The following is a 25,355-nucleotide window of genomic DNA, read 5'->3' on the forward strand; positions in this document are numbered from 1 at the left end:
CGTGTCATGCCCCGCTATTTCGATTTGATGGACGACATGCGTATTCGTCACCGCTGGCACTTGAGAAGCCCGGTGGATGGAGAAGGGCACCCCCTCAACAATCCATGGCTGTTCCGCAAGGGGCAGAGGGTCGAGCCTCAAGGGACCATCTTGTTTCCAGTGAAGCCCGACGGAACGACACTCGAGTTCACTCTGGCCTCCTCTGCGATTCCGGTCGTTCACGAACGTGTCGTCCAGCTCTTCGAGCGACTTGGCATCGAGGAGGTGCAGTTCATCCCCGTGAAGGTGGCGGGACACGAAGGTCCCTACTTCATCCTCAACACACTCCGGACCATCCGCTGCATCGACGACGCCCGTTGTTTGGAGGTGCAGTACTGGAAACCTGAGGACGAACGACCCGATAAGTCAGGCCAGTACCGGGTCGTCTCCGGCATGCGAATCGACCCGGCGAAGGTCGGCGACGCCCGCATCTTCCGCCCGTGGGGGTGGACCGTGGCCCTCGTCGTCTCCGAGGACCTCAAGGACGCCATGGAGGAAGCAGGCCTCACCGGCACGAAGTTCGAAGAGGCCTGACTCCGTCCACTACGGCCGGTTCAGCGTGGAGAAGGGGAACGTGCGGATGACGAAGTTCCCCGCCCAATCCTCCATCCACACCTCCACCGTGTGCGCTCCGTCCACCAGCTCGCGCGTGTCGAGCTCGGCCGTCCAGGTGCCGTCCGGCTGGAGCGTGGCACCCCGGATGCCCGAGCCATCCCGGGTGAACGCGACACCGCGCACTCCGCTCAGCGTGTCCGTCACCCGCGCCGTGAGCACGATGGGCCCGCTGTACGTCCCACCCGGCACCGGCACCCGCAGCTCCGCTTCCGGCGCCGTGTTGTCGTAGCGCACCGTGCGCGTCAGCGAGGTCCGCAGCCCCGTCTCGCTCGTCACGTCAATCGTGAACGTGTTGTCCCCCGGCACCAGGTTCAGCGTCGCCTGCACGCCTCCGCCCCCGCGTGGCAGGGCGTACGTCCCGCCCGTGGACAGCACCACCTGCGTCGCGGACTCGCAGTACACGCCAATGTCGTACGCCATCGCGTTGTCCGGCTGAGGCCCCACGAGCCACCCATCCGGCAGGCCCGTCCCCACCCAGGGCGGCTGGGCATCCACCCACACCCGCACCACCCGCTCCGTGACGTGGCCCACCGAGTCCGTCGCCCGAATCAGCAGGTCGTTCTCTCCGGGGCTCAGCCCCACCGTGTGCGTGACGGTGCCGCCACCGGCGGGCACGTCGGTGACGTGCACCCAGTTCGTCTCCACGCGCACGGGCGACCAGTCGCGCACCATCATCCGCACGTCCACGCTGTAGACGCTCAGCGCGGCACCCTCCGCGGGTGACTGGATGATGATTTCCGGCGCGGTGTTGTCCACCATCACCGTCGCCTCCTCGCTGGCGATGCCGCCGAACGTGTCCGTGGCCACCAGCCGGATGACGTTGGGCCCGTCCCTCAGCGGCAGCTCCGCGCTCACGAGCCCTCCGCTTTCATCCGGCACGACGGGGTAGCTCTGGCCGTGGAGGATGAACGCCGCGGACTCGATGGTGGCTCCTTCGGCCAGGGGCGTGACGTAGCCGCACACCTCCAGCGAGGCCAGGTCGGTGAAGTCCGGCAGCCCGCACAGCGTCACCGAGGGATTCGGGAAGGGCGAGGGGAGCACCTCCACCGTTTGTGATGCCGTGCTGCCGAGCCGGTTCTCCCGCTCGGGCTGGAGCGTCACGCCCGAGTACACGGCGCGCAAATCCTGGCTCCCCAGCGAGTCCCACGTCGCGGTGCGCGGCCTCCAGGCGAACGAGTACACGCCGTCCCCATCCGCGTCGTTGTCCGCGCCCACCGTGACGCCCGCCACCATGAAGGTCACCACGCCCATGCCCGGGCCTCGCGCCTCCCAGCCCCGGTCGTCCACCACGCGCGCGGACAGCGTGTTGTTCAGCGCCACCGTGAGCTGGCCATCCGTGGGGGACAGCAGCGTGGTGGTGGTGGGCACTCCCTCGGTGGGCGGCGGCGGAGTGGTGTACGTGGTGACGCGCGCGGAGCCCTTCACGCTGGCCGCGCTGTGCGACGCCGCCACCACCATGACGTCCGAGGACAGCGACGCCTCCAGCCCCGGTGGCGCGGTGACGGTGAGGGTGACGGTGCCGGACGCGTCCGGCCCGAGCTCCAGCATCGTCCGGTCCAGCGTCGCCGTCCACCCGGGCAGCCCGCCCTGGGTGCTCAGCGTATAGGTGTCCGGCTGGTACCCGTGGTTGCGCACGGTGAACATGTACGTGGCGGTCTGCTGGCTCGGCAGGTCGTGCTCGAGCGGCCTGCGCACCGGCCCTCCCACGGAGACGCCGACGCTGTAGTCGCCGAAGCACGCCAGCCCGAGTGCGGCGAAGGTGGTGGGGATGTCCGGATAGCGCGTGCCCGTGCCCCAGCTCCCGTCCGGCGCCTGGCGCGACTTGAGCCAGTCGAGCGCCCCGGACATGCGCCCGTCCGCGCCGGGCTTCCGTCCCGCGACGCACAGCGCGTAGAGGGTGAGGCTCGTGGAGTACTCGTCCGGCGCCTCGTTGGCGAGCGTCCCCCAGCCGGGCGCATCCGCGAGCGTGGGCGTGGAGAGCAGCCGCGCGGCCAGCGTGTTCATGGCGGTGGTGTTCTCGCTCGCCGCGCCGGGGCCCGCGGCCTTCAACCCGACGAGGGCCCACGCCACCTGGTGCGTGTAGCGCTGCCCGTCCGACAGGGCCCCGTCGGTGGAGTTGTTCATGTTCGCGCGCACGTACGCGGCGGCCCTGTCCAGCGCGGCCTGGTACTGCGCCGCCTTCGCCGGGTCCACGCGCTGCCGTGCCTGGGAGATGGCCGTCATCAGCCGCGCGGTGACGCCGATGTTGCCGTAGCCCACCGGGTAGAAGGGGAAGTCCTCCCGCCAGCGGCCGGCGGCGTCCTGCGTGCTCACCGCCCAGTCCGCGGCGCGCACCAGCGCATCCGAGTACCGCGTGCCCACGTTCGCGTCGTAGCCCGCGAGCCCGAAGGCGGAGTAGCTCGACTTCGAGAAGGGATACCAGTTGCCCTGGTGAATCCAGGAGCCGTCCGCGCGCTGCTCGGACTGGAGGCGCTCGGCGATGAACTCCAGGTTCTGCCGGTTGGTGCGCCCGTTGTACGTCAGCGCATCCAGGTCGTAGCCGTTGGCGCGCGCCGTGGCGAGGCCGAACAGCGTCGCGCCATGGCGGTGGCACGACGTGCAGCCGAAGCGCACCGTCCAGTTCGCGGCGTCCGCGCTGAGGAAGTTGATGGCGCGCTGCGCGGCCTCCGCGTTGGTGGCCGCGCGCGCCGCCGGCGCGAAGAGCGCCACCAGCAGGGTGGAGACGACGAGCCAGCCCCTCGGGGAGGAGGCGCGATGGGACACGGGTGGCGCGGCGCGGATGGGCATGGCGGCTCAGGGGGCGGGGCCGTCCCGCGCGGCGCCCCCGCGCTCATGAGACGGATTGCCTGGATGAGAGGATAGCGCCGTCGTCGCAGGCGCAAGAAAGCGCTCCCAATCCAATACTCACGCCCGCTGGATTGAGCACCTGCCACCCAGGCGAGCCTCGCGGGTCGATGTCCACCCGAGGCACTCCGGACACAGACGCGAGAACGCCCCCGCGCCGCGAGCCGCGGAACAGGCGTGAGTGACTGCTCGATGCTCCGCGCGTGAGCGCTCGCGTCACGCCATGTGTGGACCCGGATGTCTGTGTTCATCCAGAGGTCCGGGGCGGGCATCCGTGGAAGTGATGTCCTTCCACCCTGCAAGGCTTCGCTGCCTGCCCCTGCTTTCAGCGACAGGATGCGGTGCATCCGGACCCACCGCCATCACGGCTTCCGCTGGTGCAGGTGCGCTGCGTCAGGCCGCCCCCAAAAGCGAACGGGACGCCGCGAGCCCCTGCTTCCGGCCGCGGCGTCCCGTCTGTCACGCGCGCCGTGGGCGCGCTACCTCGGCCTCGACGTCAGTTGTCGACGTTGAGGGTGAAGCTCTGGATGGTGAAGTTGCCCACGCCGTCGTTCATCCAGAAGTCCACGGTGTGCGAGCCGTCGATGAGCTCGCGGGTGTCGAGCTCCGCGGTCCACGTTCCGTCCGCCTGCAGCGTGGCGGCGCGGATGCTGGACATGTCGCGGCTGACGCCCACGTTGTTCACCGGCCCGTAGTTGTCGGTGACACGCGCGCGCAGGGTGATGATGCCGCTGACGGTGCTGCCCGCGGTGGGGCTGAGCAGCGTGGCGACGGGCGCCTGCGTGTCGTAGTTCACCCGGCGGGTGAGGGTGGTGACGGCGCCCGTCTCGCTCGTGACGGTGATGTTGAAGGTGTTGAGGCCCGGCACCAGCGTGGCCGTGGTCTGCACCTGGCCGCCGCCGCGGGGCAGGGGCATGGCCGGCCCGCCGTTGACGCGCACGGTGGTGGCGGAGACGGTCTGCACGTTGATGGCGTAGCTGAACGTGTGGTTCTGCATCGGGCCGTAGACCTGGCCGTCCGTGAAGTTGGTGCTCACCGTCGGCGTGCCGTAGTCCACCCACACGGTGACGACCTGGTCGGTGACGTTGCCCGCGCTGTCCGTGGCGCGCACCAGGATGCCCTGCTCGCCGTAGTTGGGCATGTTGACGTTGGCGGTGACGGTGCCGTTGCCGAACTGCAGCAGCGCCACGTTGGCCCACTGCGTCTCCACGCGCACCGGCGTCTGGTCCTGCACCGACGACGTCACCGCCACCACCTGCGTGCCGAGCGACGCGCCATTCACCGGCGACTGGATGGTGAGGATGGGGGGCACGCGGTCCACCGTGAGGTTCACCTGCTTCGTGGTGACGCCGCCGAAGCTGTCACGCGCGGTGAGCTGGATGATGTTCGGGCCCTCCGCCAGGGTGATGTTGGTGAAGACGAGGCCGCCGTTGCCCGGCGTCAGGACGATGGGCGCGCCGCCGTTGACGATGAAGGCCGCGTAGGTGATGACGGCGCCGCTGGCGCGCGGCGTGGCGTAACCCCAGATGTCCAGGTTCGTCTCGCGGGTGAAGGCCGGCGGGTTGCCGATGGTGACGCTCGGCGTGTTGTACGGGACCGGGTCGATGATGAGGGTGCGCGAGTCGGTGCTGCCCAGCAGGTTGGCCAGCGGCGCCGCCAGCTCCACGCCGGAGTACACCGCGCGGTAGTCCTGCGCGCCCGTCACCGTCCAGCTGTCCACGGCGGGCACCCACGGGGTGGTGAAGAGGCCGTCGCCGTCCGCGTCCACGTCCGCGCCCACGGGCACGCCCGCGACGAAGAAGGTGACGACGCCGCGGCCCGGGCCCACCACCGGCGCGCCGCCGTCCGTCACGCGAGCCGACAGCGTGCCGCCCTGGCCGACGACGATGTGCGCGTTGGCGGCGGGCGTCTGGATGGCGGTGACGGTGGGACGGCCCGTCACGGGAGGCAGGGGCGGCGTGTACGCGGTGGCGCGCGCGGAGCCGGACACGCCCTGCGCGCCGCCCGAGGCGGCGATGAGCGTGAACTCCGAGGTGAGCGCGGGGAACAGCGAGGGCGGCGCGGTGACGGTGACGGTGACGGTGCCCTCGTCACCCGCGGCCAGGAACAGCGTGGGCTGGCTCACCACCGCCGTCCACCCGGGCAGGCCGCCCTGGGTGGTCAGCGTGTACGTGTCCGCCTGGTAGCCGTGGTTCTTCACGCGGAAGGTGAAGGTGGCCGTCTGCGGGGCGGCGTGGTCGATGAGCAGCTCCTGCCGGTCCGAGCCCACCACGGAGACCTTCACGCTGAAGTCGCCGAAGCAGGACAGGCCCAGGGCCGCGAAGGTGGTGGGGATGTCGAAGGTGGCCGAGCCGGTGCGCCAGCTGCCGTCCGCGGACTGGCGCGTCTTCATCCACTCAATCGCGCTGCGCAGGCGCGGGTCCGTGGCGGGCTCGCGGCCCGCGAGGCACAGGCCGTAGATGGCGCTGCCGGTGGCGAAGTCGTTGGCCGCCTCGTTGGCCAGGTTGCCCCAGCCCGGGACGCCCGCGGTGGAGGCGCGGTTGATGAGGCGCTCGGCCAGCGTGTCGAGGGCGGCGGTGTTCTCCCCGTTGGGGCCCGGGCCCGCGGCCTTCAGGCCCACCATGGCCCAGGCCACCTGGAAGGTGTAGGGCATGCCGTTGCCGGCGGCGGAGGTGTCGCCGTTGTTGAGGTTGGCGCGCAGGTAGGCGGCGGCGCGGTCCAGCGCGGCCTGGTACGACGCGGCCCTCGCCGGGTCCACGCGCTGCTTCGCCTGGGCGATGCCCGTCATGATGCGCGCGGTGGTGGGCACGCTGCCGTGGTCCACCGGGAAGTTGGCGTGGTCGGACGCCCACCGGCCGCTGGCCTCCTGCGTGGACAGCGCCCAGTTGGCCGCGGCGACGAGCGCGGAGCTGTACTGCGTGGAGACGTTCTGGTCGTACCCGGCCAGGCCGAACGTGGAGAAGGACGTCTTCTCGTTGCGGAACGACGTGCCGGAGTGAATCCACGAGCCGTTGGCGAGCTGGTCCGTGCGGATGCGCGTGGCGAGGAAGTCCAGGTTCTGCTGGTTGGTGGCCCCGTTCGCCGCGACGACGTTCATGTCGTAGCCGTTGGCCCTGGCGCTCGCCATGCCGTACACCACCGCGCCCTGGCGGTGGCAGGCCACGCAGTTGTTGGTCGTGGTCCACGTGGCCACGTCCGCGCTGAGGAAGTTGATGGCCCGCTGTGTGGCCTGGGTGTTGGTCTGCGTCTGGGCGGACGCGGGCAGGGCGAAGACGGAAACCACCAGCGCCACCAGCCAGGACCAGGCCGGAAGGCGCCGCGTGGAATGCGGGGAAGATGGGGGATGCATGACACTCCGAAGTGCGGGGCAGGTGCCGGGATTGGCACCGCGCGCCGTCCTCCGGGGCGCCTTCGAGACGTAGGACGCTCCCTCGAGGCTGGAACGGAGAGGGCTCCAGCCCCGAGGGAGCGTCATGCGAACGGAAAGGATACCCCCTCAGGCAGCGCGTGAAACTGGAATACTGTAGTCATGCTAGAAATGTCCAGTAGCCGACTTTCGGACACTTCCCTGTATACGCGGGGTTACAGATGACCCCTGGTTTCGACACGTTTCCGTGACCTGGAGGGTGCCGCCTGAGGGGGAGGCGTCAGCCGCCGACGATGTCGAGCGACTGCCCGACGCCCCGGGCGAGGGCCACGTCGTAGAGCGCGCGGGCCAGGGCGACGTCCTGCAGCGCGAGGCCGGTGGAGTCGAAGATGGTGATTTCGTCCCCGGAGCGTCCGGACTTCTTCCCGGCGACGACCTCGCCCAGGGTTCCGGCGAGCTGCTCCTCCTTGAGGAGGCCGTCGTGCAGCGGCACGTTGACCTCACCGGAGTGGGTGGCCTGCTCGGTGTCGTCGATGAAGACGCGGCCGTCGGTGAGGATGCGCGCGTCCAGCTCCTGCTTGCCGGGGGCGTCCGCGCCCATGGCGTTGATGTGGGTGCCCGGGCGAATCCACTCGCGCTTCACCACCGGGGAGCGCACGGGCGTGGAGGTGCAGACGATGTCGGCGCCGCAGGCCTCCTGCATGCTGACGACACGGCCGCCCTTCTCCGCCTGGAGCGCCCTGGCCGCGGCGTCAGAGACGTCCGCGAGCAGCAGCTCCAGCTCTCCGTAGATGGCGCGGTGCGCGTCGATGAGGACTCGCGCCTGCACGCCGCAACCCACGAGGCCGAGGGTGCGCGGCTGCTTCTTCGCGAGGTACTTGGACGCGACGCCGCCCGCGCAGCCGGTGCGCCACGCGGTGAGCAGGGTGCCGTCGAGGATGGCCAGGGGGGACGCGGTGTCCGGGTCGCTGAGGATGTAGAGGGCACGGACGGTGGGCAGGCCGTGCTTCTCCGGGTTGCGGGGATGGGCGTTGACCCACTTCACGCCCGCGGAGCCGTCGAGGAAGGCCGGCATGGCGCGGAAGTCGCCGTCGTACCTGGGGAGGGAGAGGTACACCTTCGGGGGCATGAGGGCCTCGCCGAGGCCGTGGGCGCGGAAGGCCCGCTCGACGGCATTGAGGCCGAGCTCGACGGTGTAGAGGGCGCGCAGGTCCTTCGCGCTGAGAATGAGGGTGGGCATGGCGGCGCTATATAGCGTGCGTGCGCATGTGCCGCTGCTGGCGCCGGTTCACAGCAGGCCGTCGAGCCAGGTGAGCTGCGCGTCGATGGTCTCCGAGATGACACGCGGCTGGTCCGACGTGCTCGGCTCGGTGTAGGGGTTGCCAATCTCCTTGTGCGCCCACCGCACCCAGGTCTGCTTGTACCAGCCCCAGTCCAGGTGGGTGCCCGTCGAGGGAGGCGTGGTGCCCGCGTACCCCGAGAAGGCGCGGATGCCGGTGGCCGGCGCCACCTCCTGGCCCCCCACCACCTGATACATGTAGAGCCCCTGGCGGCGGGGGAACTGGGCGGACAGGTTCGTGGCCCAGCCGCCGTAGAACGTGCCCCAGGGGCGCACGGGGTTGTTGATCTTCGTGTCGAACGTGCCCAGCTCGCCCTGGCTGTTCCTGCACACGCCATCGAACGACGACACGTAGATGTTGATGCCATCCAGTGCCGTGTTGGCGCGCAGCGCCTGGGCGATGCGCATCACGAGGCAGCCGCCGCGTGAGCTTCCCGCGAGGTAGATGGCCCGCGTCTCGGGGCGGACCTGGGCTTCGAGCCAGCGGACGAACCCGTTGACGATTCGCTGCTTCGTGTCGCTGTCGAACAGGTGGTCGAAGTTGTTGTCGTTGACCACGGACAGGTGGGTCTTCCCGGGAGGAAACCAGCCCAGCGCATTCAGCTTCATGGCCAGGGAGCGGCCATCCAGGAGCACGTTGGGGCAGGAGACGCCGTCACAGGACGCGTCCCAGTCGGAGGCCTGGCCCGTCACACCGCTGGAGTGGCCGCTGCTGGAGATTTTCTGCCCGGCCGACATCAGGACGATGGCCTCGCGCATGCTCGGGGCCTCCACCTGCGCGATGCGGATGGCGTGGAGCGTGCTGTCGGAGGCGCCAGCCGCGCGGAACTGCTCGAAGCCCGGTGCCGCCTGGTAGTTGCCGGCGGAGTCCTTGTAGACGACGCGCCGTGACACCACCGTGCGGCTGCTCCCGTTGGGATAGGACAGGGCCTGGGGTTGTGAGTCCAGGGCCGCCTCGGGCTCCACGGGCGGCGACTCCGGCTCCGGCGGAGCACAGCCGGCCAGTGCGCCAGCGAGCAGCAGGGCCAGGCCCGACCAGCGGGTGGCACGACGAGGGAAACCAGCGGGGTGGAACATGCGGTGCTCCTGGACGAGTGGTGGGTGACGCGGAGAGGAGCTGACTATAGGGCTGTTCCGGCGGAGGGCTGCTGCCTGGTCTCGGTGCCCTACGTGGCCGGTTTTGTCGCACCGCGTGATGGCGGGGACAGGCGTAACGAGACACGTCACCGCTGTTCGTCTGGCGCGGGACTCGGAGTGGCTCAGGGCCGGTGCTTGCGTGAGCGGGGAGCCGGGCCTCGCAGGTCCAGGTTCTCGAGCGCGGTCTCCGCGATTTCGCGGTAGAGGGGAACCACCTCCACCGCGAGGATGTCATGCATCTTCTGGCGTGCTTCCTCCAGGCGTCCCGTGTCCCGGAGGCGGTACAGCTCGTGGAGGGCATCAGTCAGCCGGTTGGAGCCGTCGCGAATGCGCCGACGCATTTCCTGGAGGAGCGTCGTGGCGGTGGCCACGCTTCGCAGCGCGTCCTCGGCATCTTCCCGAGGGATGGCGACCTCCGAAGCCGTGCGCAGCAGGAGCGCGCGGGTGGCTTCTGATAGCTCCAGGGGGACACCCCTCTCGAGCACCTGCTGTGCGAGTGCCCGGATTTCATCCCAATTCACTTCGTCACTCATCGCGTCTCCTGCGTTTCCGCTCGTGGCACATGTCGAGCGGCCAGTCCCGCTGTCCCTCACACCGGCGGATGCAGGCGTAACAATTGCCAGTCCAGCCCTCGTTCTGGCAGGCCACGTAGTTCTGGATGCACTTCTGCTTCCACTCGGGAAGGTTTGCATTGTTGGCGAAGTCGTCCGTGCTCTCCTCCGCATCCTCCGCTGCCTGCGCGGCTTCGTTGAGCACCCGCGCGCCATTGAGAACCTCCGCCACTTCCGTGGCACTGGCTCCGCAGCTCTCCGCGGCTGTCGTCGGGAACTTCTTGATGCAGCACACCATGGAGGACTGCCCGGGCTTGCAGTCCACCGCCAACGACTGGGCCAGGTACGTGGGGCGCTCGGCTCGCGCGGGCGCTCCGGTGGAACAGCCCGAAGCGAGCAGCCCCCACAGCACGGCGAGCCCGAGAACGACAGGCGGAAGCTTCGCGGTTGTCATGGGCGGCAGACTAGCAACCGGATGACGCGCGGTGCTGGTGCGCGTCCTTCGACGGAACCTAGGCGCTCCGGTACGCTCGCGCCTGGAGGCGCCATCCACCCGACATGCCAGCGGCTGGCTCCGCTGGCGTGGAGACGAGGAGCACCCTGCCATGAGCGAGCGATACGAAGCCGAGCTGCGCCATGCGCTGGCCGAGGGGCTACTCTCCCGCGACGAGGCGGAGGCCCTGCGCGCGGAGGCTGCTCGCCTCGGACGTGCCCCGCTGGAGTTGCTGCGCGAGCGGGGCCGGCTCTCGGACGACACGCTCGCTTCGATTCGCCGCGAGGTCGGGGATGGCTCGCTCATGCCCGGGGCCGATGCGCATGAGCCCGGACTCGCCGGACCACGCTCCACTGAGACACTCACGGCGGGGCCAACCTCGGATGACACCGTGAGCTCCGCGAAGCCTCGCCCGGACGACACGCTCCAGCCGGGCATCGCCGCTACTCCTCCAGCGCCACGCCCGCTACACCCGACCGGTGGAGACCCTGACGCTGGACGGACACCCGAAGCCACGCAGCGCAACGACGACCCCGCGTTCCCCGTCCCCGGCTGGGACCGCTACCAGCCCGTGCGCTTCCTCGGGCAGGGCGGCATGGGGCGCGTGTTCCTCGCGTGGGACCCCCGGCTTCGCCGCCACGTGGCCCTCAAGTTCGTCCGCGATGACGACGCCGAGCTCGCCCGCCGCTTCGTCTCCGAGGCCCGCGCCCAGGCCCGCGTCGACCACGAGCGCGTGTGCGGGGTGTACGAAGTCGGCGAGGTCCAGGGCCGCGTCTTCATCGCCATGCAGTACGTGGACGGACAGCCACTCAACGCGCTCGTGGACGGACTCACCGTCGAGCAGAAGGCCATGCTCCTCCGCGAGGCCGCCGAGGGCGTCCACGCCGCCCACCGCGCGGGGCTCGTCCACCGCGACATCAAGCCCTCCAACGTGCTCGTGGAGCGCACCCCTGACGGCGGCCTCCGGCCCTACGTCATGGACTTCGGCCTGGCGCGCGACTGGAAGGAGGGCGTCACCGCCACCGGCACGGTGCTCGGCACGCCGCACTACATGTCCCCCGAGCAGGCCCGGGGCGAGGTGGCCCGCCTGGACCGCCGCGCGGACGTCTACAGCCTCGGCGCCACCCTCTACGCCCTGCTCACCGGCCAACCCCCCATCCCCGGTGACAACGGATTGGAGGTGCTCAGCCGCATCGCCACCGTGGAGCCGCGCCCGCCGCGCGCCCTGGACCGGGACATCCCCGCGGACCTGGAGGCCATCACCCTCAAGTGCCTGGAGAAGGACCGCTCCGCCCGGTACGGCTCCGCGCGCGAATTGGCCGAGGACCTCGGCCGCTTCCTCGACGGCGAGCCCGTGCTCGCGCGCACCGGCCCGGGCTACCGCGCGCGCAAGTGGCTGCGCAAGCACCGGCGCGCCGTGGCCGTGGCCTCCGTCGCGCTGCTCGCGGTGACCTTCGCGCTGGGGCAGGCCGTACTGGCCCGCCGTGAAGTCACGCAGCGAGAAGCCCTGGCCCGCCGCTTCGCCGAGGGCGTGGAGCGCATCGAGGCCCAGGCCCGCTACTCCGGCACCGCCCCCCTGCACGACACTCGCGCCGACCGCGAGGCCCTGCGCGCGAGGATGCGCGACATCGAGTCCACCATGCGCGACGCGGGCCCCGTGGCCGAGGGCCCGGGACACTACGCGCTGGGACGTGGCTTCCTCGCGCTGGGCGATGAGGCCCGCGCCCGCGAGCACCTGGAAGCCGCGTGGAAGCAGGGCTACCAGGAGCCCCGCGTGGCGTACGCGCTGGCCCTGGTGCTGGGCCACCTCTACCAGGAGCGGCGCCTGGAGGCGGAGCGGCTCCAGGACCCGGGGGCTCGCGAGTCGAAGCTCCGCGAAGTGGCCACGCGCTACCGGGACCCGGCCCTGGACTTCCTGCGCCGGAGCGAGGGCGCGGAGGTCCCCGCTCCCGAGTACGTGGCGGCACTGCTCGCCTTCCATGAAGACCGGCACGATGAGGCGCTGGTGAAGCTGGATGCGCTCGGTGCCCGGTTGCCCTGGTTCCACGAGGCGCCCCTGCTGCGCGGGGACATCCACCTGGTGCGAGCCGCGCGGCGCTGGAACACCGGGGACGCACAGGGCGCGCGGGCTGACTTCGACGCCGGCCGCGAGGCCTACGCGCGCGCCGCCGACATCGGCCGGAGCGTGCCCGCCGTCTACCAGGCGTGGGCGCGCCTGGAAGGGTGGGTGCTCCTCACGGAGCTCTATGGAAAAGGCGACGTGCGGCCCCACTACGCCCGGGGCCTGGAGCTGGTGGCCCGGGCGCTCGCGGTGGCACCCGACTCCGCCCAGGCGCACGAGCAGGAGGCCGCCTTCCACCGCCGCCTCGCCGAGCATCACGCGCGCCAGGGGGGCGAGGTGGAGCCCCTGCTGGAGCGCTCCCGGGCCGCGGCCCTCCGGGCCCTCGCGCTGGAGCCACGGCGGAGCAGGAGCCTCCACGAGCTGGCGCTCGGCCACTGGCAGCTCGCGCGCTACCGCCAGGAGAAGGGCCTGGACCCGCGCGAGTCGCTCCGCGAGGCCGCCGCCACCTACGAGCGCATCCCCGCCGAGGACCGCGACTACGGCTTCCATGCCGACCTGGGACAGGTGTTCCGCGTGTGGGCGGACCATGAGGACGGGGTGGGCGGCGATTCGCTCCCCCACCGTGAGCGGGCCATCGCGGCGCACCGGACGGCCGCTTCGCTGGACGCGCGTCGTCCAGAGGCGTGGATCAACCTCGGGACCGGCCTGCTCGCCCGGTCCTCGCATCCGCGCGCGGAGAATCCGGAGGCGGACCTGGAGGCGGCCGCGGCGGCGCTGGACAGCGCGCGGGCCCTCAACCCCGGCCACGTCGTCCCCTGGTTCTACTCGGGCGAGGTGCACCTGGCCCGGGCGGGGCGGCTCCGGGATTCTGGCGGGGATGCCCTGCCCGCGTTGAGCCGCGCGCTGGAGTCCTACCAGCGGGGCGTGGCCATCAACCCGAAGCTGCCGGCGCTCCACAACGGCGTGGGCACCGTCCTCTTCGAGCAGGCGAAGGAGGCGTGGGAGCGCGGAGAGGACCCGGCGCCCCTGCTGGGCGAGGCGCTGAAGTCCTTCGAGGCCGCCATCGCCCTGGCGCCCGCCCAGGGCTATGGGCAGAACAACGTCGGTGAGGTGCACGCGTGGCATGCCAGCGTGCTCCTGCTGGAAGACGGGGCGACGGAGCCCGCCACGCGCGCGGCCCGGGCTGCCCTCCAGGAGGCCCTCGCCCGCGTGCCGGACCTTCCGCAGCCGTGGCTGCACCTGGGCACAGCGCTCCAGGTGGAGGCGGCCGCCGCGCTGGAGCAGGGGCGGGAGCCGCGTGAGGCGCTGGACGAGGCCACGAAGGCCCTGCGCCGCGCGCTGGAGCTCAACCCGAAGCTCGCCGCGGCCTGGCGCGCGCTGGGAGAGACGCAGGCCGTGAGGGCGCGGTGGGCGGCGCGACGAGGGCTCTCGCACGTCGCGGACTTCGAGGAGGCGATGGCTTCCTTCCAGCGGGCCGTGGACCTGGAGCCCGGGCAGCCCGAGCATCACTTCGCCTTCGGGCGCTTCTGTCTGGAGTGGGGCCTCTGGCTCGTGCGGGCGAGAGGGGACGGTGCCCCGGTGCTGGAGCGGGGCCTGGCCCTCGTGGACGCGGCGCTGGCCGCTCGGGCCGGGTGGCCGCGGGCGCGGGCCCTGCGCGTGGGGTTGCTGATGCGGCTGGCGGAGCTGCCGGGCCCCGCCGAAGCCGTCTCCGAGCGACGGCGCGCCGCCGAGCAGGAGCGGTCGAGGCTCCCGCGCGGCAGCTCCGCCTGGACGCGGTGGCTCGTGCCCGGGCGAGTGAGTGCCACCCCGCCATAGCGGCACGCCGGGGCGCGCTACTTCCCGATGGGGCCGGGGTCCTTGGAGATGACGTCCAGGTTGCCCCGGATGGTGTCCGGCAACTCGGGCCCGGAGCAGGCGCTCTGGGCGCAGCCCGCATCGCACGGTCGATTGCTCTTGGGCTTGCAGACGGAGAGGCAGTACTGGCCCCCATCCAGCGAGTCCGTGAGCCCGCTCATGCCGCCGAGGCTCGTCTGGAGGACGGGCGTGCCGTCAGTGTAGCGGAGGTCGACGCAGAGCTCCTCGCTCAAGGTCGAGTCCAAGGCGAGGCCCTGGCCCGTGCACATCGACCAGCCGCCCTGGGGAGGTGGGTCGAACTTCCTGCTCCCCGTGTCCGACAGCTTGATGGCGAGGTCCAGGCACCCGGTGCCGCCATCCGGACAGGCGTCGACAGCACAGCCTCCATCCGTCTGCTGCCTTGTTTCGGGCGTGGCCAGCGCCAGGGGCTCGGCGGCCCGAGGCTCGGAGCCCTGGGGCCCGCTCGTCCGCGTCATGCAGGCCACCCAGCCGGCCGCGACCAGTACCACCACGACGAATTGCTTCCTCACGCAGGCACCTCCGGTCCTTCGCATCAGGGAGACCAGCCTACAGAGCACGGCGTGACATGCGGGAAACTCGTGAGGTGGCGCGGTGCCGCTCAGGCCGGGCCGTTCCGGGGCTCCAGGCCCAGCTCCTTCAAGCGCCGGCCCAGCGCGCGCCGGGACACCTCCAGCTTGCGCACCATGGCGTCCAGGTCCCCGTCGCACTCGTGGAAGCAGCGGGTGATCTCCTCCGCGCTCAGGTCGCCCGCGGTGCGGATGTTGGGGCTCTTGTCGATGAGGTCATAGAGCGACGGCCGCGCGATGCCGAGCGCCTCCGCCGTGGCCTTGAGGTCCCAGTCGTTCTCCCGCAGCGCGGCGAGCAGCTCCTGCTCCGTGAGCTGTGACGCCTTCCTCCGTGGCGCCGCCTTCGCCTCGGGCGGCGGCTCGGGGGACGTCACGACGTTGGCCGGAGCCTTCCCGGCCGCGGCGGTCAGCTCCTGCTCCAGCCTCGGGTCCGCGAGCAGACGCGGCTGGCCCCGGCTGCCGATGACGAGCTGCCGCGCGAGGTTGCGGAGCTGGCGGATGTTGCCCGGCCACGAGAAGCGCACCAGGCGCACCGCGAGCGACGCGGGCAGCCACGGCTCCGCGTAGGCGTCGTCGTTGTCCAGCCGGTGCGCCTCGCCAATCGCCTCCAACTCCTCGCGGGCGAAGTGGAGGAAGAGGCGGCCGATGTCCTCGCGCCGCTCGCGCAGCGGGGGCACGTGGATGTCGTAGCCGGCGAGCCGGTGCATCAGCGGGGCCTTGAAGCGGCCGTCGCGAATCTGCTCCTCCAGGTTGGCGTCGGTGGCGGCCAGCAGGCGCACGTCCACGGTGACGGGGGTGCTGCCGCCCACGGGGTATAGCTCGCCCGTCTCCAGCACGCGCAGCAGCATCACCTGCACTTCGGGCGGGGCCTCGCCCACCTCGTCCAGGAAGAGGGTTCCGCCGTCGGCCGCGCGGAAGAAGCCCTCGCGGCTCTGGGTGGCGCCGGTGAAGGCGCCCTTGTGCGAGCCGAACAGCTCGGCGGCGGCCAGCTCCCTGGGGATGGCGCCCAGGTTGACGCTGAGGAACTTCCCGTCGCGGCGCCGGCTGCGCTGGTGGATGGCCTGGGCCACGCGCTCCTTGCCCGTGCCCGTCTCGCCGCGGATGAGCACCGGCACGTCCAGGTCCGCCACGCGCTCGATGTGCCGGCGCAGGCGCCGCACGCCCGCGCTCTCTCCCACCATGCCGAACGTGTCGGAAGCGGGCGCCTCGTCGCCGGTCTCCGAGAGGTGCAGCAGCACCACCACGCGTCCGCCCAGCTCCAGCGGGACGCCGTCGGAGAGTTCCTCGGAGGACAGCTCCCAGGTGCCCTGCATGGGCGTGCCGGCGATGCTCACCTGCGTGCCCCCGTCGCTGTTGATCAGCCGCACGTGGCCGGGCCGGGTGCCCGGGGCGATGAGCAGCGGCTTGCGGCTGATGAACGGGTCCGACAGGGGCTGCCCCAGCGCGGAACCCGGGCGCGTGAAGTCCGGGCCGTTGCGGGACAGGGCCACCTCCCTGCCGGCGCTGACGGCGTCGAGCAACAGCCGCTCGCCCGCGCGCCGGGGCAGGGGATGGGAGATGACGGTCAGCGCCGGGACGGAGCGAGGCCCCTTCGAATCGCCACTCCGGTGCGGGATGGCGGCGGTGGAGACATCGGCGAGCGTGCGGGACATGGGGTCCTCTGGCGGTGCAGCCGGGTGGCCAGGTGCCGCACTCTACTCCAGTGGGGGGACAGGCTCGTCGCCGCCCGGAGATGAATCCGGGGGAAGACAGCTCCGGCGGTCCAGCGAGCGCCTCTCCCACGCGGAGCGCCCCGGCGCGGTCCGCCAGGAGGCCGGCTACCCGCGGACCCAGGGGCGGAGGACCTCGTAGATGGGGATGGCGGTGAGGCTCGCGCGCTCGGCCTTCACCCAGCGTGCGCCGCTTGAGCCGTCGCAGCGCCGCCTGCACCGCGCTCTTGGCGAAGCAGGCGCGCGGTACGGCGCCCGGCGTGCGCACCCCGCCGGGCTTGAAGGGATTGCCGAGTGCCTAGCGCTTCCCGGAGCGCTTCTTGCCGGAGGCAGGGACTGCCGCGGGGGCCGGCTGCTCGGCGGCGGCCTTCAGCTCGTCCCGCTCCTTGGTCACCGCCGTGAGCTCGAGCTCCAGCTCGGACACCTTCGCCTTGAGCGCGTTGTTCTCCGCGCGCAGCGTGTCCGCGTCCTTCTTCGCCGTGTTCGCCGCGATGCGCGCCTTGTTCAGCTCGCGCGAGGAACCACACCCCACCAGCGGGACCACCGTCAGCGCCACCACGGCCAGCCATGCCTTCATGTGTTGCTGCTCCTGTTCATCACGGGCCCGCGGAGTCGTGAGCCCGGAAACTCTTGTCACTCAGTGATAATAGCTGACGAGCCCCCGGCCCTGCGCGGCGGCGTCGCGGAACCCGCCTCGGACGCACTCCACGACGGAGCGCATCCGCGCGTCCCTGCCCGTGTACTTCGCGCCCTCGAAGTGATTCGCCACGGCGCCTCGTGGGTGTTCGGCTCACTGCCCTCGAACAGCTCGTCCAGCCTGTCGATGTCGCGCTTGAAGCGCCCGCCAATCATGCGGCGCGGCCTCTCGTCCTTCGAGCCGGCCACCTGCCGCGGCTTGTTCGCATCCACCGCCCACACCATGAAGCCTTGACCCACGTGGTGTCCCCCCTTGGCGAGCCACCCCGGATGAACGCACCCCTTCCCGTATTCCGCAACACCCCCGGGGGCGCTCAGCCCCGGTACTCCTGAACCCACACGTGTTCGCACCCCCAGGTGAACAGCATCCGGTGGCGGGAGAGGACGGTGAAGCCCTCCGCCTCCACGGGCCGTGTCACGGTGAGGATGCGGGTGCCGGGGCGGCAGGTGCGGAAGCGCTCGATGAGCCGGGTTCGCGTCTCCGGGGAGAGGGCGGGCCAGTTGGTGAAGACGTGGGTGGCGTCCTGGAGGTCCGCGTGGACGGCGTCGCCCTGGACCAGCTCCGCGCCCGCCTGCTTCAGCGGACCCGCCGCGAGCGCGACATGGCCTTGCAGCAACTCCACCCCGCGGGCCTCGGCACCCAGCCACCGCGCGGCGAGCAGCGTCCGCCCGCGCCCCGCGCCCAGGTCCACCAGCCGCCCACCCCTGCCGAGCCCTGCCTTCCGGAAGAGCCACACGGCGGTGTGCAGCGGCGTCTCTCCGTACATCAGCTCGTTGAAGGATTGCCCGCTGGCATGGAGCAGGCGGGTCAGCTCGAAGGAGCGCCGCAGCCGGTAGGGAGAGACGAGCACCTCCCGCAGCCACAGCCCCAGGTACGGCGCGAGCAGCCGGGGCCGCCACACCACCACCGCCAGGTCTCCCAGCCGCGTGAGCAGCTCGAGGAGCGCGGCGTACACGCGGATGACGACGAGCGTCGGGAACGACACGGCGGCGTCGTCCGGCGGCTCGCCGCGTCGTGCCTTCACCGGCGGGGTGGGGGGCTCCTGGGTCATGCCTCGGTGGCGCCCAGGATAGCACCCAGGCTTCATGTCCCCGGGAGGGGGCACCTCGCCGGGAAGAGGGCCCCCTGCCCTCCTCCCGGCGGAGCGCCGAGGCTCACTTCAGGTGCAGCAGCGTGGAAACGCCGAACGCGCCGCCGACGAGCAGCTCGGGAACTCCGTCGTGCTCCATGTCCAACAGCACCACGTCGTGCGCGTAGGGGAGCGCTCCGAAGCAGGAGTGTGCCCTGAAGGCACCATCCCGCGGCGACGGGATGACGCACACGGCCTCATGGCCCGGGGAGGCCACCAGCAGGTCCAGCGACCCATCCCCGTCGATGTCCCTCGCGGCGAGCCCGGACGCATTGCCCGTGGTGGAGTGGAAGTCCCGCGTGTAGAACCAGAACTGGCTCTGCCCCCAGAGGGGGAGCACGCCCGCCGTGGCTCCCGCGCAGGAGACAGTCACATCCATGTGCCCGTCCGCGTCGAGGTCCTGGAACAGCATCCGTGAAGCCGCACAGTTGGAAATGACGGGAGAGTAGTCGCGCACCTTGGTCAGCGTGCCGTCCGCCCGGCCCTGGAAGATGCCCAACTCGAAAGCCGGGTACACGTTCCGGTTCACCACCAGATCCGCGCGGCCGTCCTTGTTCAGGTCTCCCATGGCCAGCTCGTTCACCGAGGAGTGATTGGCGAGCACTCCGCCGGGCGTGAAGGTGCCATCTCCCGTGCCGCGCAGCAGCCGCACGTCAAGAGAGGAGACTCCGTCCACCTGCCGCCAGTCGGTGATGACCACGTCCAGGTCTCCGTCGCCGTCGATATCGCCCGCCGCCATGAGGGTGGGGCTCATGCCGGGCGCCAGGTCTTCGCCGGTGGCGAAGGTGCCATCTCCGTTGCCCCGCATCAGCATGAGGGTTCGGACCACCGGCCGGCTCCCATCGGAGGTGAGCACGAGCAGGTCCATCGTCGGGCCCGCGTCGAAGCGCCCCGCCAGCAGCTTCCATGGGCCCTCGCGGGTGGGGAACGGTCCCCGCGCCACCATGTCGCCCGTGGCCCGGGTGAGGTGCACCTGGACGCCGGTGTTGCCCACCAGCGAGGCCACGTCGTCCCAGCCATCACCATCGAAGTCCGCGGTGATGAAGCCCTTGCCCGGCTCCGCCTGGGTGGGTACCTGGAGGTCCCGGAGCACGCGCACGTTCTGGGACATGGAGAGCAGCACCAGGTCGAGTCCACCACTGCCGTCGAAGTCCGCCGCCGCGATGTGCTTGGGATACCGCCCGCTGGGCAGGTCCTGGAGCTCGAAAGTGCCGTCACCCTGACCGCGCAGGAGGCTCACGACCTCCCGCCCCATGTGCGCATAGGCGAGGTCCTGTGTCCCATTCCCATCCAGGTCGCCCACGGCGAGGCGGCTCTCCTTGTCCCAGCTCACCCGGTCGTGACGGAGGAGCACCACTGGCGCCTCGAAGCGGCCTTCACCGTCGTTGAGGCGAAGCTGGATGACCATCTCTTCCGACTCCATCACGATGGCCGCGAGGTCCGGATAGCCGTCGCGGTTGAAGTCCGCGGACACGGCGGAGGTGACCTTGCTCGCCATGTTCCCGAGGTGCTCGGGTGTGAAGGAGAGCAGGCCCTTGCCGTAGAAAGCCTCGAGGAACTCGCCGACGACCAACAGGTCCTCCCGCCCGTCCTGGTCGAAGTCACCGCCGACGACGGGGCCGCTGGGGGTGAAGGAATGCCTCTCGGCCACGGCGAGCGCGCCACCACCCGTATGGCGCAGCACGAACAGGATTCGGTCCTGGGACACCACGACCTCCGGTGCGCCATCTCCATCCAGGTCACGCACCAGGGGCGCGGTGGGCTCGTTCTGGGCCGTGCCACCGAGGAGTTGGGTGGTCACCGGCGCATCGAAGAACCCGCCGCCCGAGCCGCGGGCCACCTTGAGGCCCGTGCTGGCGAAGGGGGCGAGGATGACGAGGTCCAGCAGGCCGTCCTGGTCCAGGTCCCCGGAGGATACGCTGTAGCCCGATAGCGAGCTGCCGGCGGACCGCATGCGGTCGAAACCGCCGTTGCCCAGGCCGCGCAGGAGGCTGGCCCCCTGGCCCCCGGAGTGGATGACGACGAGGTCCAGCTTGCCGTCCCTGTCGAAGTCCCCTTGCGTCATGTCATATGCGGTCCATGACGTCTCCTCGGGCACCCACTGCAAAGGACCGGAGTCGAGGTCCACCTCGCAGCGCCGCGTCGCTGCCGGCAGGGCAACCGTCACCATGCGCGTCGAGGGCGTGGTGCCGGGCACGGTGGCGGTGACACGCACCCGGGTCGTCTCGGTGGCGCCGGGCACGTCCCGCGCGCGGTTCCAGCGGAAGGAGTGCTCGGCTCCGTCGGCGGAGGTGGCCAGGGCCACCAGTCCGGAGTGCGTGGTGCTTCCGGCCTGGACGGCGCGGGTGAAGGTGCCGTCTCCCTTCACGTCCACCGCCACCACCACGTCGGCCCGCTCGCCATCCACCTGGCGCAAGTCATAGGACACGGAGCGGCAGTCGCCATCCTCCGAGGGGACCTCCAGCCGTGTCACCTCCACGGGCGCGGGCCGCGCCTTCACCCGGCGGATGCTCCCACCGGCGCCCTCGCCCACCGCGTTGCGCGCGACGACGGTGACGGTCTGCTCCTTCGTGCTGGGCACCTCCTCGAGCGTGACTTCGCGCGCCTGCGGGCCCACGTCCACGCGGACGTTCGACGGCGAGGCCGTCACGGTGAAGCCGGTGAGCGGCGCGCGCCCGTCGGAGGCTGGCGGCTCCCAGCTCACGGTGATGGAGCGCACCCCGGGCTTCGCTTCCACGAGGGCGGGAGCCCCCGGACGCGTGGGCGTGAGGATGGGCTCGGTGCCCGCGCTTCCGCCCGGGCCCACCTCGTTCCGCGCGGCCACGGTGAAGGTGTAGGCCGTGTCGTCCTCGAGGCCGGTGAAGGACGCCGAGGTGGCGGCGCCATCCACCTGCTGGCTGGCGCCGCCCGGCATGGCCGTCACCACGTAGCCGGAGACGGGAAGCCCACCGGTGTCCGCGGGGGCTTTCCACGAGACGGACGCCGAGCGCACGCCGGGCACGGCGGACACGGACGCGGGCGCGTCGGGGGCGCGGGCCGGCACCACGGGCGCGGAGGGCTCGGACTCGGCGCTGGCGCCCACGGGGTTGAGGGCGCGCACGGTGAAGGTGGCGGCCTCGCCGTTGGTGAGTCCGCCGACGACCGCGGCCTTCTCCGAGGGGCCCGCCTCCACCGTCAGCCCGCGCGGGTGCGCCGTCACCACGTAGCCGAGGAGGCCGAGGCCGCCGTCGGACGGAGGGCGCTCCCAGGTGACGCGCACCTGACCGTCACCGCGCTCCACGGCGAGGCTCTCGGGAGGCTGGGGCACATCGGGCAGCCGCACGTCCGCGGTGCTCACGGACGCTCCGACACCCGCCTCGTTGCGCGCGGCCACGATGAAGCGATACGTGGCGCCCGCGCGAAGCCCCGTCACCTGGGCGGTGAGCCCGTCCACCGTCACCACCATGCCCAGCTCGAGGGGCTCGACGTCCACCTGGTAGCCGGTGATGGGACTGCCGCCGTCCTTCTCCGGCGCGGACCAGCCGAGCGAGACGGCGCGGACCGACGGGGTGACTTCCACCGAGCGCGGCGCGGAGGGCGTGCTCGCGGCGGGCGGGCGCGGCAGCCGGCACCGGGTGGCGTCCGCCACGCAGACCTGCTCGTCGGGGCAGCACGTCCAGCCCTCGGCGCAGGGACAGGGCCGCTCACCCTCGCTCACGGGGTTGATGCAGCCGGTGGTCAGCCAGGCGCCCAGCAGCAGGAGCAGGGCGCGGGAAGAGAGCTTCGTCGGTGTCATGGATTTCCGCCTCCGCTGCTTCAACGCCGGGGCGGGGGTTGCTGGACGAATGCGGCTGCGAGCGCGGCGCATCAGAATGCTCCCGCCACGCCGAGCGCGGCGCCGTCCGGGCTCGCGGTGGCCAGCGGCACGGTTTCCCCCTGCGGCCACAGCAGCAGCAGCGCCCCGCCGAGCGCCGCCGCGCCACCGAGCCCGTAGAGGAGCCCGCCGCGGGTGTTGAGGCTCCGGATGCGGCGGTTGCGCGAGGCGGCTTCCGCCTGGGACATGTCCGGGGTGATGCCGCGCCGGAGGTCCTTCGCCTCCAGCGTGGTCCACAGGCCCGCGACGCCGGCGGCTCCGCCCAGGGCCAGCGCGCCCCAACCCAGCGGCCTGCGCGCGCCCCAGAGTCCTCGCGAGTTCAGCCCCGGTGGCGTGAGCGGCATGAGGGGAGGGAACTGGAAGCCGGAGACGGACTCCTGGCTGAAGGGCAGCGTGAAGATGTGCTGGAAAGCCGCGTGCGCCGCGCCTCGTGAGGCCACGCGCACCGGCTCGGCGGAGAGGGACTCCAGGCTCACCACGTCCGGCGTGGTGGGCACGGGGAACTCCGTCGAGTCCCCCACGCGCCACAGGTACACGGGGCCGCGAGGCGGAGGCCGCAGCAGCCGCAGCGACTGGCCGGGGGCGTTGTGGAACTCGGCCAGGCGCACGCCGTTGGCGTCCTCCAGCACGTAGTGCGCGCCCTTGGCGCCTTCGACTTCGAGGCGGCGCTCCAGGCCGGGCCGCAGGTCCACGAGCAACTCGGAGTCCTTGGGAGGACGCGCGTGGACCTGGGGGCGGAAGCGGTCATTGGGAATGGCGGCGTTGGCGCGCTCCACGAAGGCGGCGATTTCGCGGTAGCTCACCTGTCCGTCGCCGTCCGCGTCCGCCGCGCCGAACAGGCCCGAGCGGACCTCGTGGTTGAAGACGCCGGCCTGGAAGGCCTCCCACTCGTGGCTCTCGCGAGCGGAGGACGTGGACAGCAGCAGGCCCACGTTGTCCGCCTGGGCCAGGCCCACCGCGCGGGTGAAGCCCTCGGGCAGGGGGCGGCGCTGTCCGCCGGGGCCCCGGCTGTAGGCGAGGAAGTACGAGTAGCACGCGTCGACGATGAGGTGGACGCGGTCCGCGGCGAGCGCGCCCACCACCTGCTCGGAGAGCATGGGCGCGGTGAGGGGGCCGTCCTCGAGGCTGACGTAGCCCTCGCCGTTGCGCACGTTGCCGTGGCCCGCGTAGACGACGTAGGCCACGGTCTCGACGCCACGGCTTCGCGCGAGGGCGATGTCCTCGGAGAGGCGCTTCACGGCGGTGGCCAGCTCGGCCTGCTTCGGGTCCAGGGCCTCGGCGGCGGCCTGCGGGTGCAGGCGGCGGGTGTTGTCGTCCAGGCGCGCGAGCAGGTACGTGCGCGCGCCGAGCAGGCGGAACAGGTCGAGGTAGCGCGCGGCATCGTCATCCGCGTAGCGCAGCACGGGCTGGTCCGGCTCGTGGCCGCGGTTGACGCCGATGATGAGCGCGAAGGACGCGGTGCGCGACGTGGGGGGCGTGGTGCCCGCGGCAGTCGACGTGAGCGCGGTGGCCGTGCTCGCGGCGCCCGAGGTGAGCACCGCGTCGGGCGCGGGCGCGCGCATGCTGCCCGAGGCGTGCGCGGCGCCCGGAATGGACAGGTCCGCGATGGCGGGGCCTGGAGGCCGAGCGGAAGTGCTCGCGGCGCCTGAGGTGAGCAGGGCCAGCAGCAAGAGGGGAGCGCTCATGGAACGACCTGGAGCTGGAGCGAGGTGGAGTCCGCGCCGGGCGGGAGGACGTCGTCGAGGGTGCCCGCGTCCGCCAGCAGGGCCTCCATCTGCCGCACGGTGAGCGGCGCATCCAGGAACACGGCGTGAAGGGTGAGCGGCCCGGGGGACAGGGAATGGGAGATGGCCTCGGGCAGCTCGCGAGGTGTGTCGCCTGGAGAGATGGAGATGGCCGTGGGGTTGCTCGCCGGGTCGGTCCAGCTCGGGTGATACCAGTAGACCTGTCCGGCGGCGTCGCGGGCGAAGACCATGAGGAAGCGGTGGGCGTCGGGGTTGCGGAAGGCGAAGGCGAGCTCCTGGTCCGCGCGCATCGTCGGACCGAGCAGCGAGGTGTGCCCGCCGGGCTCCACGGCATAGGCGAGCAGCCGCGCCTCGGCCACGGCGTTGGTGACGCCCCGGGCGGTGAAACCGTCCTCCGGAATGGAGGTTCCATTCCACGGGATGCGGACCATGAGCAGCGCCAGGCAGGCGACGGCGACGGGCACGAGCGCGAGGCGCCAGGGCGACGCCGGCTCACGGGCATCCAGGCCCAGGCCGCGAGCGAGCCGGGTGCGCGCATCGAGGGCGCGAGGGTCGAGCCGGGCCAGCAGCAGGTGCCGCTCGTAGCGCTCGCGACAGGCGGCGCAGTCCGGGAGGTGCGCGCGCAGGCGCTGCTCGTCGCGCGGGTGGATGCGGCCGGAGAAGTGGCGGTCGACGAGGGGATGCACGGAGCAGACGGGGGTCATCGTGCCTCCGGGGGGAGGAGGAACTTCTTGAGGAGTGAGCGCACGCGCAGCTCCTGGTAGGCGAGGGTGGTGCGGCGCATGCCGAGGGCGGCGGCGGCCTCGCGCTGGCTGAGCTGGCGCACGAAGCGGGCCTCGAAGACGGGGGCCCACTTGGGGGGCAGGTGTTCGCGGCGGAAGCGGTCCAGCAGGTGGCTGGCGTCGAGCGAGGGCTCGGGAGGGGCGGGCTCCTCGTTCCACCGGGGCTCCTCGGCGAGGTGGGCAAGGGCGGTCTGCTCGCGCTGCCGGCGGCGCACGGTATCCACCGCGAGGTTGCGCGCGAGGGTGTGCAGCCACGCGGCCAGGGAGCCTCCCTGGAAGGAGCGGCGCACGGCCTCGTCGGAGACGAGGCGCAGGAAGACGTCGTGGACGACGGTCTCCGCGTCCACGCCGGACAGGACGCGGGACGCGGCGCGGTACACGGTGTCGAAGTGCTCGCGGTAGCAGGCGTTGAGCACACGGGCCTCGCCCGCATGGAAGCGGGCCAGCCACGAGCGCTCGTCGGCCGAGGCGTCGTCGCTCATGCACCCACGCTCTGAGAGGCTTCCGGGTTCACCCATCGTCTCATCCACCACCGCATCAGCCCCTCAACGC

17 protein-coding genes are annotated in these 25,355 nt (G+C 71.7%); 2 read left to right on the plus strand and 15 right to left on the minus strand.

Features of this window, described 5'->3' with window-relative positions; translation table 11 throughout:
• The first annotated feature begins 6 nt into the window (after positions 1-6).
• Positions 7-573, plus strand: coding sequence for an imm11 family protein (locus K8638_RS21895; RefSeq protein WP_223756524.1), 567 nt, complete (start codon positions 7-9; stop codon positions 571-573).
• 9 nt (positions 574-582) lie between these two features.
• On the opposite strand, the gene K8638_RS21900 is transcribed toward K8638_RS21895, so the two are convergent.
• The 6 genes from K8638_RS21900 to K8638_RS21925 form a co-directional block, all read right to left on the minus strand.
• A complete protein-coding gene (locus K8638_RS21900) occupies positions 583-3,441 on the minus strand; it encodes an Ig-like domain-containing protein (RefSeq protein WP_223756525.1) in 2,859 nt (952 codons plus the stop codon).
• 553 nt (positions 3,442-3,994) lie between these two features.
• Entirely contained in the window at positions 3,995-6,847 is a 2,853-nt protein-coding gene (locus K8638_RS21905; RefSeq protein ID WP_223756526.1) for an Ig-like domain-containing protein, read from the minus strand.
• A 298-nt stretch (positions 6,848-7,145) separates the two neighbouring features.
• On the minus strand, positions 7,146-8,105 hold the full coding sequence (locus K8638_RS21910) for an ornithine cyclodeaminase family protein (protein WP_223756527.1): 960 nt from the start codon (positions 8,103-8,105) through the stop codon (positions 7,146-7,148).
• 48 nt (positions 8,106-8,153) lie between these two features.
• Complete coding sequence (locus tag K8638_RS21915) at positions 8,154-9,281, minus strand: hypothetical protein (RefSeq protein WP_223756528.1); 1,128 nt, start codon at positions 9,279-9,281, stop codon at positions 8,154-8,156.
• A gap of 182 nt (positions 9,282-9,463) precedes the next feature.
• Positions 9,464-9,874, minus strand: a complete 411-nt coding sequence (locus K8638_RS21920) for a DUSAM domain-containing protein (protein WP_223756529.1) — start codon at positions 9,872-9,874, stop codon at positions 9,464-9,466.
• A complete protein-coding gene (locus tag K8638_RS21925) occupies positions 9,867-10,346 on the minus strand; it encodes a hypothetical protein (RefSeq protein WP_223756530.1) in 480 nt (159 codons plus the stop codon). The genes K8638_RS21920 and K8638_RS21925 overlap by 8 nt, the downstream gene beginning before the upstream one ends.
• A 151-nt stretch (positions 10,347-10,497) precedes the next feature.
• On the opposite strand from K8638_RS21925, the gene K8638_RS44920 reads away from it, so the two are divergent.
• On the plus strand, positions 10,498-14,262 hold the full coding sequence (locus tag K8638_RS44920) for a protein kinase (protein WP_305071180.1): 3,765 nt from the start codon (positions 10,498-10,500) through the stop codon (positions 14,260-14,262).
• 17 nt (positions 14,263-14,279) lie between these two features.
• Here K8638_RS44920 and K8638_RS21935 read toward each other — a convergent pair whose 3' ends face one another.
• The 9 genes from K8638_RS21935 to K8638_RS21970 all read right to left on the minus strand — a co-directional run bounded on the left by K8638_RS21935 (position 14,280) and on the right by K8638_RS21970 (position 25,285).
• Entirely contained in the window at positions 14,280-14,831 is a 552-nt protein-coding gene (locus K8638_RS21935) for a hypothetical protein (RefSeq protein ID WP_223756531.1), read from the minus strand.
• A gap of 89 nt (positions 14,832-14,920) precedes the next feature.
• Positions 14,921-16,540 (minus strand): sigma 54-interacting transcriptional regulator, encoded by a 1,620-nt coding sequence (locus K8638_RS21940; protein WP_223756532.1) that lies wholly within the window; start codon positions 16,538-16,540, stop codon positions 14,921-14,923.
• A 355-nt stretch (positions 16,541-16,895) separates the two neighbouring features.
• Positions 16,896-17,174 (minus strand): hypothetical protein, encoded by a 279-nt coding sequence (locus K8638_RS21945; RefSeq protein ID WP_223756533.1) that lies wholly within the window; start codon positions 17,172-17,174, stop codon positions 16,896-16,898.
• 60 nt (positions 17,175-17,234) lie between these two features.
• Complete coding sequence (locus K8638_RS44610) at positions 17,235-17,366, minus strand: hypothetical protein (protein WP_255662866.1); 132 nt, start codon at positions 17,364-17,366, stop codon at positions 17,235-17,237.
• A 241-nt stretch (positions 17,367-17,607) separates the two neighbouring features.
• Entirely contained in the window at positions 17,608-18,345 is a 738-nt protein-coding gene (locus K8638_RS21950; protein WP_225937484.1) for a class I SAM-dependent methyltransferase, read from the minus strand.
• 103 nt (positions 18,346-18,448) lie between these two features.
• Complete coding sequence (locus K8638_RS21955) at positions 18,449-22,198, minus strand: FG-GAP-like repeat-containing protein (protein ID WP_223756534.1); 3,750 nt, start codon at positions 22,196-22,198, stop codon at positions 18,449-18,451.
• Between the two features lie 71 nt (positions 22,199-22,269).
• On the minus strand, positions 22,270-23,961 hold the full coding sequence (locus K8638_RS21960) for a caspase family protein (RefSeq protein ID WP_223756535.1): 1,692 nt from the start codon (positions 23,959-23,961) through the stop codon (positions 22,270-22,272).
• Positions 23,958-24,725, minus strand: a complete 768-nt coding sequence (locus K8638_RS21965) for a hypothetical protein (protein WP_223756536.1) — start codon at positions 24,723-24,725, stop codon at positions 23,958-23,960. Before K8638_RS21965 ends, K8638_RS21960 begins: the two co-directional genes overlap by 4 nt.
• Positions 24,722-25,285 carry an RNA polymerase sigma factor gene (locus K8638_RS21970; RefSeq protein ID WP_223756537.1) on the minus strand — a complete coding sequence of 188 codons (564 nt, stop codon included), beginning with the start codon at positions 25,283-25,285 and terminating at the stop codon, positions 24,722-24,724. The genes K8638_RS21965 and K8638_RS21970 overlap by 4 nt, the downstream gene beginning before the upstream one ends.
• Between the last annotated feature and the right edge of the window lie 70 nt (positions 25,286-25,355).

Origin of the sequence: Myxococcus sp. RHSTA-1-4, assembly GCF_020037125.1 — a bacterium.
In the GTDB taxonomy this organism is placed as follows: Bacteria; Myxococcota; Myxococcia; order Myxococcales; family Myxococcaceae; genus Myxococcus.

Coding starts and splice junctions, on each gene's coding strand:
- K8638_RS21895 (WP_223756524.1), top strand. CDS start 7: ATGCCCCGCTATTTCGATTTGATGGACGACATGCGTATTCGTCACCGC.
- K8638_RS21900 (WP_223756525.1), bottom strand. CDS start 3,441: ATGCCCATCCGCGCCGCGCCACCCGTGTCCCATCGCGCCTCCTCCCCG.
- K8638_RS21905 (WP_223756526.1), bottom strand. CDS start 6,847: ATGCATCCCCCATCTTCCCCGCATTCCACGCGGCGCCTTCCGGCCTGG.
- K8638_RS21910 (WP_223756527.1), bottom strand. CDS start 8,105: ATGCCCACCCTCATTCTCAGCGCGAAGGACCTGCGCGCCCTCTACACC.
- K8638_RS21915 (WP_223756528.1), bottom strand. CDS start 9,281: ATGTTCCACCCCGCTGGTTTCCCTCGTCGTGCCACCCGCTGGTCGGGC.
- K8638_RS21920 (WP_223756529.1), bottom strand. CDS start 9,874: ATGAGTGACGAAGTGAATTGGGATGAAATCCGGGCACTCGCACAGCAG.
- K8638_RS21925 (WP_223756530.1), bottom strand. CDS start 10,346: ATGACAACCGCGAAGCTTCCGCCTGTCGTTCTCGGGCTCGCCGTGCTG.
- K8638_RS44920 (WP_305071180.1), top strand. CDS start 10,498: ATGAGCGAGCGATACGAAGCCGAGCTGCGCCATGCGCTGGCCGAGGGG.
- K8638_RS21940 (WP_223756532.1), bottom strand. CDS start 16,540: ATGTCCCGCACGCTCGCCGATGTCTCCACCGCCGCCATCCCGCACCGG.
- K8638_RS21945 (WP_223756533.1), bottom strand. CDS start 17,174: ATGAAGGCATGGCTGGCCGTGGTGGCGCTGACGGTGGTCCCGCTGGTG.
- K8638_RS21950 (WP_225937484.1), bottom strand. CDS start 18,345: ATGACCCAGGAGCCCCCCACCCCGCCGGTGAAGGCACGACGCGGCGAG.
- K8638_RS21955 (WP_223756534.1), bottom strand. CDS start 22,198: ATGACACCGACGAAGCTCTCTTCCCGCGCCCTGCTCCTGCTGCTGGGC.
- K8638_RS21960 (WP_223756535.1), bottom strand. CDS start 23,961: ATGAGCGCTCCCCTCTTGCTGCTGGCCCTGCTCACCTCAGGCGCCGCG.
- K8638_RS21965 (WP_223756536.1), bottom strand. CDS start 24,725: ATGACCCCCGTCTGCTCCGTGCATCCCCTCGTCGACCGCCACTTCTCC.
- K8638_RS21970 (WP_223756537.1), bottom strand. CDS start 25,285: ATGAGCGACGACGCCTCGGCCGACGAGCGCTCGTGGCTGGCCCGCTTC.